Consider the following 15,919-nt stretch of genomic DNA (forward strand, 5'->3'; position numbering starts at 1 on the left):
TCTCGTCTCGCGTGTGAAGGCCCCGGGTCGGTGACCCGGGGCCTTCGCCGTACCGGCATGCCGCAGACTTGGACCCATGGCCATTCACAAGGATCTGCTCGGGGGACCGCCCCCGACCCACCTGCCCGACGACCCGGAGCCGCGCGAGCTCCTCGCGAACGGCACGGCTCCCGCCGACGTCGCCGCGAAGTACCCCACGTCCTCGCTCGCCTGGGCCCGGCTCGCCGACGAGGCGTACGAGCGCGGCAGCGTCGTCGAGTCGTACGCGTACGCCCGTACGGGCTACCACCGCGGCCTGGACTCCCTGCGCCGCAGCGGCTGGAAGGGCCACGGCCCGGTGCCGTGGGAGCACGAGCCCAACCGCGGCTTCCTGCGCGCCCTGCACGCCCTCGCACGGGCGGCGCAGGCGATCGGCGAGCAGGAGGAGTACGAGCGCTGCGCGGGCTTCCTGCGGGACTCTTCCGAGACCGCGGCGAAGACGCTCGGCTGACGTGAGCGGGGTCCGGGGTTGCCGCCACGGGGGCGCTGCCCCCGGACCCCCAGCTTCGGGGGCGCTGCCCCCGGACCCCCTCATCGGCCTGAACGGCCTCGTCCTCAAACGCCGGACGGGCTGAAACTCCCTGGGCCCGGACGGGCTGACATTACGGCGCCGGGGGTGTTTTCAGGGGCGCGGGGAACTGCGCGACCAGCCACACCCGACCCGCACCCGAAAAATCAACGCAAGGACCCCAAGAGCCCTGCATCGAACGGCGCCGCCTCCCCCAGGCGGCCACTCATCGCCTTGTTCGCCCACTCCGCGTCGGCGATCAGCGCACGGCCCACCGCGATCACGTCGAACTCGTCCCGCTCCATGCGGTCGAGGAGCAGGTCGATACCCGTCGTGGCGGTCTCGTTCGTCCAGCCGGGGCTGAGGAACTCCTTGTCGAGGCCGACCGAGCCGACCGACAGCGTGGCCTTTCCGGTGAGCTTCTTGACCCAGCCCGCGAGGTTCAGGTCGTCGCCGTCGAACTCGGGGAGCCAGTAGCGGCGCGTGGAGGCGTGGAAGGCGTCGACGCCCGCGGCCGCCAAGGGGGCGAGCAGGGCGTCCAGTTCGGCGGGGTCGGCGGCGATCTTCGCGTCGTACGCGTCCGCCTTCCACTGCGAGAAGCGGAAGATCACGGGGAACGTCGGCGAGACCGCCGCGCGCACCGCCTCGACGATCTCGCGCGCGAAGCGGGTGCGGGACGCGAGGTCGCCGCCGTAGCCGTCGGTGCGGCGGTTGGTGTTGCCCCAGAGGAACTGGTCGATCAAGTAGCCGTGGGCGCCGTGCAGTTCGACGCCGTCGAAGCCGATCCGCTCGGCGGCGGCCGCGCTGTCGGCGAAGGCGCCGATGACCGCGTCGATGTCGGCGCCGGTCATCGCGTGGCCCTTGGCGGTGCCGTCGAGGGCGAGGCCGGAGGGGCCCGCCGGAGGTGCGGAGGGGACCGGGCCCTGGCCCTCGTCGCGGGTCGCGCCGACGTGCCACAGCTGCGGGACGATCTTGCCGCCCGCCGCGTGCACGGCCTCGGCGACCCGCTGCCAGCCCGCCAGGGCCGCCTCTCCATAGAAGCGCGGGACACGGTGGCTGCTGCCGGCCGACGGGTGGTCGACGTACGTGCCCTCGGTGACGATCAGGCCGACGCCGCCCGCGGCACGGCGCGCGTAGTACTCCGCCACGTCCTCGCCCGGCACGCCGTCCGGCGAGAACTCGCGGGTCATGGGGGCCATGGCGACGCGGTTGCGCAGGCTGAGGCCGTTGATGTCGAAGGGGCGGCCGAGGAGCCGGGCGGCTCGTGCGGCGGTCGTGTCCGTGGCGGCTGCGGCGTCTGTGGTGGCCGTGGTGTCCGTCGTGGCCGTGGTGGCCGCGGGGTCCGTGCTCTTCGTGCTTTCCATGACAGCACTGTACGCACTTTGCCCATGTCCAAAGCAAGGCGAGTACCGTGAACGTCATGAACTGGCCCGCGACCGAGCGCCTCAGCCTGACCCCCGCGCCCGGCGGCCTCGCCCTCGTTCAGGAGCTTCTGAACACCGCGTCCGCCGGCCACGCCGACCCCGTCGACCTGCTCGCCGACGGTGAGCTCGACCGTGCCCAGGAGTGGGCCGACCGGGCCGTACGCGCCTGGGCGGAGGAGACGGGCCGGAGTGACGTGCGCCTGGTCCTGACGGCCGAGGACCTGGTGAAGCTGCGCTGCCTGCGGGACCAGCTGCGGCGCGCACTGGCCTGTACCGACCGGGACGGGGGCGCGGTGCGCTTCACCTCCGCGCCGGTGGTGGTCGCCCTCTCGGGCGACGGCGCGCTGACCGTCGAGCCGGAGGGTGCGGGAGCCCGCTGGCTGGCGTCCGCCGTGCTCGCCGAGGCGCTGCTCGCCCAGGCCTCGAACCTCTGGCGGCGGCTGAAGATCTGCCGCAACGAACCCTGTTCCGCCGCGTTCTACGACCGCTCCCGCAACAACAGCGGCGTCTGGCACTCGGTGCGCGGCTGCGGGAACGCCGCCCATCTGCGGGCCTGCCGGGAGCGCCGCCGGGCACAGCCTGAAAGCAGCGTAAAGCTTTAGGGGCTGTCCTCTCCCAGGGTGTGCCTTGCCGATTGCGGGAAAGTTGCGGAAGATGCCGGTGGGGACCGGGGCCCCCGTGCCGGTAACGGCAGGGGCGGACCGCTACCCGGAGTACGTATCGAGGAGACAGCGATGTCCCCAGAGACGCATGAGGCATCCCCCGAGGAGCGCGCGGCGTCCACCGAGGTCCACGAGGCGGAGAGCCCGAACCTCGACTTCGCAGGCACCACCCCTTACGAGGACTACGTCCAGGCGGACGTCCTCACCCATCTGCAGCACCTGCGCTCGGACGACCCCGGCGAGATGGTCTTCCTGGTCACCACCCAGGTCATGGAGCTGTGGTTCACGGTGATCGTCCACGAGTGGGAGACCGCGGCGCACGCCCTGCGCCGCGACGACATCCCCACCGCGCAGAACGCGCTCAAGCGCAGCCTGCGCGAGCTGGAGGCCCTGAACGCCTCCTGGCGCCCGCTGGCCCAGCTCACGCCCGCCCAGTTCAACTCCTACCGCAGCTCGCTCGGTGAGGGCTCGGGATTCCAGTCCGCGATGTACCGCCGCATGGAGTTCCTGCTCGGCGACAAGTCCGCGTCCATGCTCGTCCCGCACCGGGGCGCGCCCCGCGTCCACGCGGAGCTGGAGAAGGCGCTGCACGAGCCGAGCCTCTACGACGAGGTGCTGAGCCTCCTCGCGCGGCGCGGGTACGCCGTCCCCGCGGCCGTCCTGGAGCGCGACCTCTCCAAGAAGTACGAGCCGTCGCCGGAGGTCGAGGCCGTCTGGACCGAGCTCTACTCCGGTGACGAGCACGCCGACCTGGCCCGCCTCGGCGAGACGCTGACGGACGTCGCCGAGCTGGTCTGGCGCTGGCGCAACGACCACCTGGTCGCCACCCGCCGCGCCATGGGCGCCAAGACGGGCACGGGCGGCTCGGCCGGCGTGGCCTGGCTGGAGAAGCGCGCGTCGAAGAACGTGTTCCCCGAGCTGTGGACTGCGAGGAGCTATGTCTGACCTGCGGAGCGAGGCCGAGGCGCTGGACTCCCGCGACGAACTCGCCGCCAAGCGCAAGGAGTTCGTCCTCGACGACACGGTGTACCTGGACGGCAACTCGCTGGGCGCCCTGCCCGCGCACGTGCCGGGACGGCTCGCCGAGGTCATGACCCACGAGTGGGGCACGCTCCGCATCCGCTCGTGGGAGGAGAGCGGCTGGTGGACCGCGCCCGAACGCATCGGTGACCGCATCGCCCCGCTGGTCGGCGCCGCGCCTGGCCAGATCGTCGTCGGCGACTCGACCAGCGTCAACGTCTTCAAGGCACTGGTGGCGGCCGTCCGCATCGCGCGGGGCGCCGAGGACGCAGGGAGCGGGGGCGAGGGGCGCGCCGAGATCGTCGTCGACGCCACGACCTTCCCCACCGACGGGTACATCGCCGAGTCGGCGGCCCGCCTCACCGGCTGCCGGCTCATCCCTGTGACCCCGGGCGACGTCCCCGGCGTGCTCGGCGAGCGCACCGCCGCCGTCCTGCTCAACCACGCCGACTACCGCACCGGACGCCTGCACGACCTGCCGGGCCTGACGGCGGCGGTCCACGCGGCGGGCGCCCTCGTCGTCTGGGACCTGTGCCACACGGCGGGCGCCCTGCCCGTCGGCCTGGACGCGCACGGCGTGGACCTCGCGGTGGGCTGCACCTACAAGTACCTGAACGGCGGCCCGGGTTCGCCCGCCTACCTCTACGTACGCGAGAGCCTGCAGTCCCGCTTCGACTCGCCGCTGCCCGGCTGGAACTCGCACGCCGAGCCCTTCGGGATGCGGCCCGCGTTCGAGGCGGCGGACGGGGCCCTGCGCGGCCGCGTCGGCACGCCCGACATCCTGTCGATGCTCGCCCTGGAAGCGGCGCTCGACGTCTGGGACGGCGTGTCCGTCGACGACGTGCGCGCCAAGTCCCTCGCCCTGACGGACTTCTTCCTGCGGTGCGTCGGCGCGTACGTGCCGCAGGGCAGGGTCGAGTCCCTCACCCCGGCCGCGCACGCCGAGCGCGGCAGCCAGGTCGCGCTGCGCTGCGAGGACGCGGGCGACGTGATGCGGCGCCTCGTCGAGCGGGGCGTCGTCGGTGACTTCCGCGCCCCTGACGTGCTGCGGTTCGGCTTCACACCGCTGTACGTGTCCTTCGCGGACGCCGAGCGGGCGGCTCGTGTCCTCGCGGAGACCCTGGGCTGATAACGTCCGGCGGATCTTGCTCCCGCCGCTCCGCGCCGCCGGAGGGGCGGGGGCGAGCCCGCCAGCCGTACCGCTGTTGAGAGGTTGCCGCATGCCGGACGACGCCGCCGTGGCCCGCGATGCCGCCGAGGCCGAAGCCGCCTTCTCGCATCCCGCCGTGGAGCCGGACGCCACCGCCGCGTACGGCGAACACCCCGACCAGATCGTCGACTTCTACGCGCCGAGGGGCGACGTGGGCCGTCCCGCGCCCCTCGTCGTCCTGCTGCACGGCGGCGCGTGGCGCGCGCCCTACGACCGGCGCCACGTCACGCCGTTCGCCGACTTCCTCGCCCGCCGGGGCTTCGCGGTGGCCAACGTCGAGTACCGCAGGGGCAGTCCGATCCCCGCCCAGGGCGGCACGCGCCCGGTGGCGGGACGCTGGCCCGAGACCTTCGACGACGTGGCCGCCCTCTTTGACGCGCTGCCCTCGCTGGTACGGGAGGCGCTGCCGTCGGCCGACCCGCGCCGCACCGTCGTGACCGGGCACTCGGCGGGCGGGCACCTCGCGCTGTGGGCCGCCGCCCGGCACGTCCTGCCCGCCGACGCGCCCTGGCGCACCGACCGCCCGGCCCCGCTGCGCGGCGTCGTCGCGCTCGCGCCGATCGCGGACTTCCGCGCCGCCGAGGAGCTGGGGGTCTGCGACGGTGCGCCGACCCAACTCCTGGGCGGCGGCGACCGGTTCGAGGAGCGGCTGCCGTATGCCGACCCGGCCGCGCTGCTCCCCACGGGCATCGCCACGACCGTGGTGCAGGGCCGCACCGACATCGTCGTGCCGCAGGCGGTGGCCGAGGCGTACGCCGACGCGGCCGCGAAGGCGGGCGAGGTCGTGGGCCTCACGCTCCTTGAGGACGTGGGCCACTTCCCGCTGATCGACCCGGCGGCGGACGCGTGCGCGGTGGTCGCGGAGGAGATCGCCCAGCTGGCGTTCTGACGCGCCTGCGGCTGGCGCTCTGGCGCGCCTGCGGCCGGTGCTCTGGCGCGCCTGCGGTCGACGTTCCGATCATCCCCCGGGATACCCGTAATACCTGAGAGCTACCCCGCCGCTGTATACCCCAGCGTGATGTGGGCGACAGCGCCCGATCCATAACTTCCTTTCCGTGAGAGCGAGTCGGAGCACCGGCCCGCACGGAAGCGGAAGGTATGGACGCGATGAGGATCCGGGCCGGGCGGCTGCGCCGCACCCTGTTGGCCTTCGGTGTCGCCGCCGCCGTGGTGGTCCCGGTGTCGGGCGCCGCCCGCCCGGAGATCCCGGCCCCGGCGCCCGCCGCGCTGGGCCGCGTCACGGCGGCGACCCTCCCCGAGGCGTACGCGGCGAACCGGGCGAACGCCACCGAGGCGGCCGCCCTCGCCGAGGGGTACGGCGCGGCGGATCGGGCCGCCGCACTGCGCGCCATGGCCTCGCCCGGCCGGCAGTTCCTCGCCTTCGACGGGCGGGGCGCCGGCCGCACCGCCGAGGTCGTCGGCGACCTGGCGGGCGCGGACCGCGTCGCCGTCCTCGTGCCGGGCTCCGACACGTCCCTCGACTCGTACGGCAGGCTGCGGTCCGGTGCCCTCGCCCTGCACGCGGAGCTCGGCCCGCGCACGGCCGTCGTGGCGTGGCTCGGGTACGAGACGCCGGGCACGGTAAGCCCGGCCGTCCTGACCACCGGCCGCGCGGACGACGCGGCGCCCGCGCTGCGCTCCTTCGTCGCAGGCCTGCACGGCATCAACGCCCACGCGCGCGTGTCCCTGCTCTGCCACTCGTACGGTTCGGTGGTGTGCGGCAGCGCCGCCTCGGGCCCGCGCGGCCTGGACGTCGCCGACATCGCGTTCTACGGAAGTCCCGGCACCGGCGTCGACGACGCGGCGGAGCTGCACACGCGGGCCCGGATCTGGGCGGGCCGGGGCGCCGGCGACTGGATCGCCGACGTGCCGCACACCAGCGCCGACGTCTTCGGCACGACCGTCGGCTTCGGCACCGACCCGGTCTCCGCAAGCTTCGGCGCCCGCGTCTTCGCGGCGGGCGACGGCGGCCACAGCGACTACCTGAAGCCGGGCTCGGTCGCGCTCGGCAACCTCGCACGGATCGTGCGCGGGGACGACCCGGAGGTCACTCATGCGTGAACTGTCCCGGCTCGCCAGGCGCATCGACGCCGCCACCCCGCCCGGCAGAGACCGTGCCGTCGACGCCCTGCGGGCCTTCGCCATCGTCGGGGTCGTGGGCGGCCACTGGCTGGTCACCGCCCTGGTGTCGGACGGCGGCACGCTCCGCGCCGCCAGCCCGCTGCAGCACATGCCGTGGCTCGCGCCGGTCTCCTGGGTCTTCCAGACGCTCGCCGTGTTCTTCCTGGTCGGCGGGCACATGGCGACGAAGAGCTACGCGACGGCGCGGGAGCGCGGCACCGGGTATCTCCCGTGGCTCGCGGCCCGCGTCGGCCGCCTCTTCCGGCCGGTCGCCGCGGTGCTCGCGCTGTGGACCGCCGTCGGCGCGGGCCTGGTCCTGTCGGGCGCGGCCCCGGACACGGTGCACACGCTGGTGAAGCTGGCCCTGTCGCCCCTGTGGTTCCTGCTGGCCTTCGCCGGTCTCACCGCGGCGACCCCGCTGGTGCGGCGGCTCAACCCGCTGTGGCCGCTGGCCGTCGTTCTCCACGTGGACCTCGTGCGGTTCGGTTTCGGCGGCCCCGCCTGGCTCGGCTGGGTCAACCTGGCGGCGGGCTGGCTCGTGCCGTACACGCTGGGCGCGGCCTGGACGCGCGGTGAGCTGACGCGGCACTCGGGCCGGGTGCTGCTGGTGTGCGGCGCGGCGGCCACCGCCGGCCTCGTCCTGTGGGGCGGCTATCCGGCCTCGATGGTCGGTGTCCCGGGCGAGCCGATGTCGAATCTGAACCCGCCCACGCTGGCGGCCGTCACCTTCGGCATCGCCCAGTGCGGCCTGGCCCTGCTGCTGCGGGAGCCGCTGGCACGGTGGCTGCGCCGGCCCGCGGCCTGGGCCGCGGTGGCCCTCGTGAACCTCTCCGCGATGACGATATTCCTCTGGCACCAGACGGCACTGATGGCGGTCACCGCGCTCGGCCTGCTCCCCGCGAGCCTCTTCGCCGGGGGCCCGCTGCCCGGCCTGCACACGGTGCCGGACGGGCCGGGCTGGGTGCTCGCCCGGCTCGCCTGGCTGCCGGTGTTCGGGCTGGGGCTCGTGGTGTGCCGGTCGGCGTTCCGGACGTACGAGCAGGGGGGCCGGGGGCGCCGAGGGGCCCGGGTGAAGCGGGGCCGGGCGCGTCGCGGGGCCGGGGGCAGGGGAGCGAAGGCGGTGCCGCGTGCCTAGAGTTGATCTTGTGGAGGGTGACGGCCGCAGGCGCGGCGACAGCGAGCGGTTCGACGGGGCCGTCACGGCCGGGCTGCGGGGCCTGCGCAAGGAGCTGTGGACGGTCGCGCCGATGCCCCTGCCGCCCCTCTGGCGGCCGCGTCTGATCCGCTGGCTGCCGCACGTCGTGATCGTGTGGATCGCCCTCGGCACGACGCTCGGCAACCTCGACCAGCTGTCGGCCCGCTACCGGCTCGGCTACACGGTCGGTTCGTTCCTGTCCCTGGGCCAGGCCGCGGCGCTCCTGCTCGTGCTGGTGCGGCCGGTCCCCGCGTGGTGGCTGTCGCTCGGGGCGAACATGACGGCCGCGGCCCTGACGATGATGCCGACCGACCAGGAGCGCGAGCCCTGGCCCTGGGGCCCGCCCTCGCTCGTCGCGCACGCCACGGTGCTGCTGCTCCTCACCCTGCGGGTGCCGCCCCGGGCCGCCTGGGCCGCGTGCGCCCTCAGTGTCGGCGTGCCCGGACTGCTGCAACAGACGATCAACCCCGGTGGGTACGACACCACGGTGCCGCTCTCGGCGGTCGTGTTCGGCGCCGTCACCCTCATCGGCACGCTGCTGCGCGGCCGCCGCGAGGCCCGCAGCAGGCTCGTCGAGCAGGAGACGCTCACCGCCGAGGAGCGGGCCCGCCGCACGCTCCTTGAGGAGCGCAGCCGCATCGCCCGCGAGCTGCACGACGTGGTCGCCCACCACATGTCCGTGATCTCCATCCAGGCGCAGGTCGCCCCGCACCTGGTGAAGGACCCGCCCGACGAGCTCAGGGAGAACCTCGCGGGCATCCGGGCGAACGCCCTGGAGGCCCTCACCGAACTGCGCCGCGTCCTCGGCGTCCTGCGCTCGGAGAACCCCGACGAGCCGGAGGCCGCGCCGCACGCCCCGCTGCCCACCCTGGAGCGCCTCGGCGGCCTCGTCGACAACGCGCGCGCGGCCGGACTGACCGTCCACCGCGAGAGCGCGGGCGAGCCGCGCCCGCTGCCGCCCGGCGTGGACCTGTCGGCGTACCGCATCGTGCAGGAGGCGCTCAGCAACGCGATCCGGCACGCGCCGGGCTCGACGGTACGGATCGGTCTCACGTACACGCGCGGCGGGCTGAGCGTCCGCGTCACGGACTCCGGCGCGCGTGGCGCGGCGCCGCCCTCGCCCGGTGCGGGCCACGGGCTGCTCGGCATGCGGGAGCGGGCGGCCATGCTGGGGGGCGACCTCGTCACCGGCCCCACCCCGGAGGGCGGCTACGAGGTCTCCGCCTTCCTGCCGACCGACGCCCCGCCCACCACTGCTCAGCCGACCCACGGAGAGACCACACCATGACGATCAAGGTCCTGATCGCCGACGACCAGATCATGGTCAGGCAGGGCTTCTCCGTCCTGCTGAACGCCGAGCCGGACATCGAGGTGATCGGCCAGGCCGTCGACGGCGCGGACGCGGTCGCCCAGGTCGCCGAGCTCGTGCCGGACGTGGTCCTCATGGACATCCGCATGCCCGAGCTGAGCGGCATCGAGGCGACCCGCCGCATCACGGCCGCCCGGTCCGAGGTGCGGGTCCTCGTCCTGACCACCTTCGACCTCGACGAGTACGTGTATGAGGCGCTGCGCGCGGGCGCCTCCGGGTTCCTGCTCAAGGACGCGTCGGCGGACCAGCTCGCCGAGGCGGTCCGCGTGGTGGCGGCGGGCGACGCGCTGCTCGCGCCGGGGATCACGCGGCGCCTCATCGCTGAGTTCTCCCGCATGGACGGCGGCCCGCGCGGCCCGCTCAGGTCCCGCGTCGGCGGCCTCACCGAGCGCGAGACGGAGGTCCTCGCGCTGATCGCACAGGGCCTGTCGAACGCGGAGATAGCGGCGCGGCTCGTCGTCGCCGAACAGACCGTGAAGACGCACGTCGGCCGCATCCTGGTGAAGCTGGGCCTGCGCGACCGCACACAGGCTGCGGTGTTCGCGTACGAGTCGGGGGTGGTCCGCCCCTCGGGTGGCCTCTGAGGTCTCTGAAACCCCCGATGAAACCCCCGAGTAGTACTTGCGACGGACCTTCCCGAACCCGTCCTGGTGCGGACGACCGCCCGGCCGCGCCCCCGTACCTTCGTAGACGTGACCGATACGACTGAGCAGCGCAAGGCCCGGGGCCGCACCAGCCCCGAGTACCACCTCCTGCTGGACCTCTTCGGGGGCATGCGCCAGGCGCTCTTCCACGACGCCTTCGCCTACCGGCCCCTGCCGCCCCGGGACACGTACGGGCCGCTGAGCAGCCGGCTGCCGGAACGGATACGCGGTTACGCGGTCTGGAGCCGGCACGCCCTGGTGGTGTCCGCCGCCCTGATCGCGATGCTCCTCGCCGCCGGCTCGGGCGGCATCGACAACGACATCGCGTACGTCCTGACCGGCTTCGTCCCCGCGGTCGCGATCCTGATGACACTGGCCAGGCCGGTCGGCGCCTATTGGTTCTCGCTGCTCTCCACCCCGGTCACCGGTGCGCTCGGGAACAGCTGGGACGGCTGGCCGTGGGGGCCCGCCGCGTTCTTCGGGCACATCGTGGTGATGGTCGTCGTGGCGGCCAGGACGGGGCCGCGCACCGCCCTGTGGATGTGGGTCGGCACGGGGGCGTACTCGGTGGCGGCCGAGGTGTTCCTCGGCGGCATCGGCACCAACGCTCCGCAGATGCTGTTCTTCTCGGCGCTGGCACTCCTGGTCACCACCGTGGTCCACGTGCGCCGCGAGGCGCAGCGCGAGGTCACCGTGCAGCGCACCGTCACCGCCATCGAGCGCGACAAGCGGACCCTCCTGGAGGAGCGCACCACCATCGCCCGCGAGCTGCACGATGTCGTCGCGCACCACATGTCGGTGGTCGCCATCCAGGCGGAGGCCGCGCCCTACCGCGTGGAGAACCCGCCGCCCGAGCTGGAGCAGGCCTTCGTGACGATCCGCGAGAACGCGGTGTCGGCGCTGACCGAGCTGCGCCGCGTCCTCGGTGTCGTACGGGCGGAGGACTACGAGGCGCCGGACGCCCCGCAGCCCACGCTCGCCGACCTCGACCGGCTCCTCGCCAACGTCCGCGACGCCGGCCTGACCGTCGACAAGGTCGTCACCGGAGCGGTCCGCGAGCTGCCGCAGGGCGTGGAGCTCTCGGCGTACCGCATCGTGCAGGAGGCGCTCAGCAACAGCCTGCGCCACGCGCCGGGCGCCCCGGCCCGTGTCGAGGTCGGCTACGTCCTCGGCGGCCTGGGCCTGCGCATCGTGAACGGCCCTGCGACCGGCCTGGTCAAGCCGTCCCCGGGGGCGGGCCACGGCATCACGGGGATGCGCGAGCGGGTCACCATGCTGAACGGCGAGATGACGGCGGAGCCGACGGCCGAGGGCGGCTACGAGGTGACGGTGTTCCTGCCGGTGCCGCTCGCGGACCGCCTCGACCCGGCGGGAGAAGACGCATGACGATCAAGGTGCTGATCGCCGACGACCAGATGATGGTGCGCGAGGGCTTCTCCGTCCTCCTGAACGCCATGCCCGACATCGAGGTGATCGGCGAGGCAGTGAACGGCAGGGAGGCGGTCACCAAGGTCGCCGAGCTCGCGCCCGACGTGGTCCTGATGGACATCCGCATGCCGGAGCTGAACGGCATCGAGGCGACCCGTGAGATCGTCGCGTCCGAGGGCGGTACGGACGGGTGCAAGGTGCTCGTCCTGACCACCTTCGACCTCGACGAGTACGTCTACCAGGCCCTGCGCGCCGGGGCCTCCGGCTTCCTGCTCAAGGACGCGTCGGCCCGCCAGCTGGCGGACGGCGTCCGCGTGGTGGCGTCCGGCGAGGCGCTGCTCGCGCCGACCGTCACCCGCCGCCTGATCACGGAGTTCTCGAAGCTGGCCGAGGCGCCGCGGCTCTCGGCGGCCGTCCAGGCGCAGCAGTACGGCGAGCTCACCGAGCGCGAGACGGAGGTGCTCGTCCTCATCGCGCAGGGCCTGTCGAACGCGGAGATCGCCTCCCGCCTCGTGGTCGCCGAGTCCACCATCAAGACGCACGTCAGCCGGGTGCTCGTGAAGCTGGGCCTGCGGGACCGCACGCAGGCCGCGGTGTTCGCGTACGAGGCGAGGCTGGTCACGCCGGGGTAGTGCCACGAAGGGGGGAGAGCACCTAGCGTCCCTCCATGGACGCAGCCGACGCACCCGACGTACTCGATGCAGCCGCCGCCCCCGACGCAGCCGATGCCCCCTTCGACCCTTCGTCACCCGGCTTCCTGGCCGACCCGTACCCGGCATACGCGGCCCTCCGGGAAAGCGGCCGGGTCCACCACTACGCCCCCACCGGCCAGTGGCTGGTCCCCCACCACGCGGACGTCGCCGCCCTCCTGCGCGACCGCCGCCTGGGCCGCACCCACCTGCACCGCTTCACGTACGAGGAGTTCGGGCGCGCGGCCCCGCCCCCGGAGCACGAGCCGTTCCACGTCCTCAACGACAACGGCATGCTCGACCTGGAGGCACCCGCCCACACCCGCATCCGCCGCCTGGTCTCCCAGGCGTTCACGCCCCGCACCGTCGAGCGACTGAGGCCGTACGTCCACGGGCTGGCGGACCGGCTGGCGCGCGATCTGGCGGCGGACGGCGGCGGGGACCTGGCGGCCCGCGTGGCCGAGCCGCTGCCCGTGGCGGTCATCGCACAGCTGCTGGGCATCCCGGAGAGCGACCGCCCCCTCCTCCGCCCCTGGTCCGGGGCGATCTGCGGCATGTACGAGCTGAACCCGTCCGAGGAGACGGCGGCGCGGGCGGTGCGCGCGTCCGTCGAATTCACCGCGTACCTCACGGAGCTGATCGCCGACCGCCGCCGGAAGCCGGGCGACGACCTGCTCTCCGCGCTGATCGCGGCCCACGACGAAGGGGACGCGCTCACCGAGCAGGAGATGATCTCGACCTGCGTGCTCCTGCTCAACGCGGGCCACGAGGCGACGGTGAACGCCACGGTCAACGGCTGGCACGCGCTGTTCCGCAACCCCGACCAGCTGGCGGCCCTGCGCGCGGACCCGGACGGGCTGATCCCCACGGCCGTCGAGGAGCTGCTGCGCCACGACACCCCCCTGCAACTCTTCGAGCGCTGGGTCCTCGACGACATCGAGATCGACGGAGTGACGATTCCGCGCGGCTCGGAGCTCGCCCTGCTCTTCGGCTCGGCCAACCACGACCCGGCGGTCTTCGACGCCCCCGCCACCCTCGACCTGGCCCGCCGCGACAACCCGCACATCTCCTTCAGCGCGGGCATCCACTACTGCATCGGCGCACCCCTGGCCCGCATGGAGCTGACGGCCTCCCTCGGCGCGCTGCTGCGCCGGGCCCCTGGCCTGCGCCTCGCCGCGGAGCCGGAACGCAGGCCGAACTTCGTGATCCGGGGGTTCAAGGAGCTCCTGGTCGAGATGTGAGCCGGACCCGGCAGCTCACCGCGGCAGCGTCAGCCGCCACGCCTTCGGATGGACCGTCCAGGTCCGCGTCCGCACCGGGCCCGCCACCACCGCGTCCGCCCGGTACCGGAAGTCCGCCCCCGACACCGTGACCGTCCTCGCCCGCACCCGCAGGGGCGCCGCCTCCGCACCCACCGAGGTCGGCCGGACCTCCACCTGGGCGAGGCCGCCGGGCCCCGCGGTGATGTGCACGGTCTCGACCGGCTGGTCCAGGTCGACCAGCGTGACCCCGTCCGCCTCGATCCGCAGCCGCGCCGGGGAGCGCCCGTCGGCCGCCGCGGGCCGCGAGGGGCGGGCGGCGAGGGTCCGTACGAAGGACTGGCAGGTCCGCAGCCAGGCGTGGCCCTCCGCGGGAGCCCCGGCCGGCACGCGGGCGGCGGCGCCGACAGCGGAACCCCGGGCGACGGCCGACGCCCCCACGGGCGGAATGCGCAGATCGCCGAGGACGACCCCGTCGCTGTCGTCGACGAGCAGATCGAGCCGCCGCTCGGCTCCCTCCAGCACGGCCCGCGCCGCGGCGACCGCACCGACCGGCACTCCAAGCCCCCGCGCGAGCGTCTGCGAGGCCCCCACCGGCACGACGGAAAGCACACATCCGGCGAGGTCCCGCTCCCGGTGGAGCACCCCCACCGCCCGCAGCAGCGCCCGGTCGTCCCCGATCACCACGAGACGCCGGGCACCCCGTCTGGCCAGGGCTTTCGCGAAGTCCTCGGGGCCGTCGGGCAGACAGAGACGGACCGCCGCACCCGCACCGAGTACGTCCTTCGCGATCCGTACCGACTCACCGTCCGTGCGCCGGGCGACCGGGTCGATGACGACTAGGAGCTGGTCGCGAGCCGACAACGTGCGCCCTTTCTTTTAGCCGTTCTTTGAGACCTCGGGTAGCATCTTTGTGCAAGAGCCCCTTGCGCTATTGCGCCAGGGGCTTCGTCTATTCCGGGGCAGCATCCAAGGCACACCCATACGGCGGCTACGGCCCCTGACCTTGGACATGCCCCGCCCGGAAGGGGTGTACGCCTGTGCCCGCACTTGTGCTGCTCGGTGCTCAGTGGGGTGACGAAGGCAAGGGAAAGGCCACTGACCTGCTCGGTGGCTCGGTGGACTATGTAGTGCGCTACCAGGGCGGCAACAACGCCGGCCACACGGTTGTCGTAGGCGACCAGAAGTACGCGCTGCACCTCCTCCCTTCCGGGATTCTGTCCCCGGACTGTGTGCCTGTCATCGGCAATGGAGTCGTCGTCGACCCGTCGGTCCTGCTCTCCGAGCTGAGCGGTCTGAACGAGCGCGGCGTCGACACGTCGAAGCTCCTGATCAGCGGAAACGCCCACATCATCACGCCGTACAACGTGACGGTCGACAAGGTGGGCGAGCGCTTCCTCGGCAAGCGGAAGATCGGCACGACCGGCCGCGGCATCGGCCCGACCTACGCCGACAAGATCAACCGCACCGGCATCCGCGTGCAGGACCTCTACGACGAGTCGATCCTGCAGCAGAAGGTCGAAGCGGCCCTGGAGCAGAAGAACCAGCTCCTGACCAAGGTGTTCAACCGCCGCGCGATCGAGGCGGAGCAGATCGTCGAGCAGCTTCTTGAGCACGGCGAGAACATCAAGCAGTACGTCGCCGACACCACGCTGATCCTGAACAACGCGCTCGACGACGACAAGGTCGTCCTGTTCGAGGGCGGCCAGGGCACGCTCCTGGACGTGGACCACGGCACGTACCCCTTCGTCACCTCGTCGAACCCGACCGCCGGCGGCGCCTGCACCGGCACCGGCGTCGGCCCGACGAAGATCAGCCGCGTCATCGGCATCCTGAAGGCGTACACGACCCGCGTCGGCGCGGGCCCGTTCCCGACGGAGCTGTTCGACGCGGACGGCGAGGCGCTGCGCACCATCGGCGGCGAGCGCGGTGTGACCACGGGCCGTGACCGCCGCTGCGGCTGGTTCGACGCCCCGATCGCCCGCTACGCGACCCGCGTGAACGGCCTGACGGACTTCTTCCTCACGAAGCTCGACGTCCTCACCGGCTGGGAGCAGATCCCGGTCTGTGTGGCGTACGAGATCGACGGCAAGCGGGTGGAGGAACTCCCCTACTCGCAGACCGACTTCCACCACGCGAAGCCGATCTACGAAATGCTGCCGGGCTGGTCCGAGGACATCACCAAGGCCCAGACCTTCTCCGACCTGCCGAAGAACGCGCAGGGTTACGTGAAGGCCCTGGAGGAGATGTCCGGCGCCCCGATCTCCGCGATCGGCGTGGGCCCGGGCCGCACGGAGACGATCGAGATCAACTCGTTCGTCTGATCGGCTCACCGGTCACACGAGTCGCAT

General features: G+C 73.2%; 15 protein-coding genes. 13 read left to right on the top strand and 2 right to left on the bottom strand.

The features are described from left to right. Nucleotides 1-76 precede the first annotated feature (76 nt). On the top strand, nucleotides 77-490 hold the full coding sequence (locus tag ACH4D5_RS14815; RefSeq protein WP_398302121.1) for a DUF3151 domain-containing protein: 414 nt from the start codon (nucleotides 77-79) through the stop codon (nucleotides 488-490). Between the two features lie 224 nt (nucleotides 491-714). Here ACH4D5_RS14815 and ACH4D5_RS14820 read toward each other — a convergent pair whose 3' ends face one another. After that, nucleotides 715-1,911, bottom strand: coding sequence for an NADH:flavin oxidoreductase (locus ACH4D5_RS14820; protein WP_398302123.1), 1,197 nt, complete (start codon nucleotides 1,909-1,911; stop codon nucleotides 715-717). A gap of 56 nt (nucleotides 1,912-1,967) precedes the next feature. Between ACH4D5_RS14820 and ACH4D5_RS14825 the strand changes: the two genes are divergently transcribed. From ACH4D5_RS14825 to ACH4D5_RS14875, 11 genes are all read left to right on the top strand, one after another. Beyond that, entirely contained in the window at nucleotides 1,968-2,573 is a 606-nt protein-coding gene (locus ACH4D5_RS14825) for a CGNR zinc finger domain-containing protein (RefSeq protein WP_398302125.1), read from the top strand. Nucleotides 2,574-2,705: 132 nt separating this feature from the next. Beyond that, nucleotides 2,706-3,578: a tryptophan 2,3-dioxygenase family protein gene (locus ACH4D5_RS14830; RefSeq protein ID WP_398302127.1), complete on the top strand. Its 873-nt coding sequence runs from the start codon at nucleotides 2,706-2,708 to the stop codon at nucleotides 3,576-3,578. Next, nucleotides 3,571-4,782: a kynureninase gene (gene kynU / locus ACH4D5_RS14835; protein WP_398302129.1), complete on the top strand. Its 1,212-nt coding sequence runs from the start codon at nucleotides 3,571-3,573 to the stop codon at nucleotides 4,780-4,782. The genes ACH4D5_RS14830 and kynU overlap by 8 nt, the downstream gene beginning before the upstream one ends. A 91-nt stretch (nucleotides 4,783-4,873) precedes the next feature. After that, nucleotides 4,874-5,752, top strand: a complete 879-nt coding sequence (locus ACH4D5_RS14840; RefSeq protein ID WP_398302131.1) for an alpha/beta hydrolase — start codon at nucleotides 4,874-4,876, stop codon at nucleotides 5,750-5,752. Between the two features lie 218 nt (nucleotides 5,753-5,970). Then, on the top strand, nucleotides 5,971-6,924 hold the full coding sequence (locus ACH4D5_RS14845) for an alpha/beta hydrolase (protein ID WP_398302620.1): 954 nt from the start codon (nucleotides 5,971-5,973) through the stop codon (nucleotides 6,922-6,924). Next, entirely contained in the window at nucleotides 6,917-8,119 is a 1,203-nt protein-coding gene (locus ACH4D5_RS14850) for an acyltransferase (RefSeq protein ID WP_398302133.1), read from the top strand. The genes ACH4D5_RS14845 and ACH4D5_RS14850 overlap by 8 nt, the downstream gene beginning before the upstream one ends. 10 nt (nucleotides 8,120-8,129) lie before the next feature. After that, nucleotides 8,130-9,467 (top strand): sensor histidine kinase, encoded by a 1,338-nt coding sequence (locus ACH4D5_RS14855; RefSeq protein ID WP_398302135.1) that lies wholly within the window; start codon nucleotides 8,130-8,132, stop codon nucleotides 9,465-9,467. Then, entirely contained in the window at nucleotides 9,464-10,132 is a 669-nt protein-coding gene (locus ACH4D5_RS14860) for a response regulator (RefSeq protein ID WP_398302137.1), read from the top strand. The genes ACH4D5_RS14855 and ACH4D5_RS14860 overlap by 4 nt, the downstream gene beginning before the upstream one ends. Nucleotides 10,133-10,240: 108 nt before the next feature. After that, nucleotides 10,241-11,578, top strand: a complete 1,338-nt coding sequence (locus ACH4D5_RS14865) for a sensor histidine kinase (protein ID WP_398302139.1) — start codon at nucleotides 10,241-10,243, stop codon at nucleotides 11,576-11,578. Beyond that, on the top strand, nucleotides 11,575-12,252 hold the full coding sequence (locus tag ACH4D5_RS14870; protein ID WP_398302141.1) for a response regulator: 678 nt from the start codon (nucleotides 11,575-11,577) through the stop codon (nucleotides 12,250-12,252). The genes ACH4D5_RS14865 and ACH4D5_RS14870 overlap by 4 nt, the downstream gene beginning before the upstream one ends. A gap of 35 nt (nucleotides 12,253-12,287) precedes the next feature. Beyond that, nucleotides 12,288-13,550: a cytochrome P450 gene (locus ACH4D5_RS14875; protein WP_398302143.1), complete on the top strand. Its 1,263-nt coding sequence runs from the start codon at nucleotides 12,288-12,290 to the stop codon at nucleotides 13,548-13,550. Between the two features lie 15 nt (nucleotides 13,551-13,565). Here ACH4D5_RS14875 and ACH4D5_RS14880 read toward each other — a convergent pair whose 3' ends face one another. Continuing rightward, nucleotides 13,566-14,432, bottom strand: a complete 867-nt coding sequence (locus ACH4D5_RS14880; protein WP_398302146.1) for a diacylglycerol kinase family protein — start codon at nucleotides 14,430-14,432, stop codon at nucleotides 13,566-13,568. A 176-nt stretch (nucleotides 14,433-14,608) separates the two neighbouring features. Here ACH4D5_RS14880 and ACH4D5_RS14885 point away from each other — a divergent pair, with 176 nt between their 5' ends. Next, nucleotides 14,609-15,892: an adenylosuccinate synthase gene (locus ACH4D5_RS14885; protein ID WP_362987947.1), complete on the top strand. Its 1,284-nt coding sequence runs from the start codon at nucleotides 14,609-14,611 to the stop codon at nucleotides 15,890-15,892. Nucleotides 15,893-15,919: the final 27 nt, after the last annotated feature.

Origin of the sequence: Streptomyces sp. NPDC018029 (assembly GCF_044327655.1) — a bacterium.
Classification (GTDB): domain Bacteria; phylum Actinomycetota; class Actinomycetes; order Streptomycetales; family Streptomycetaceae; genus Streptomyces.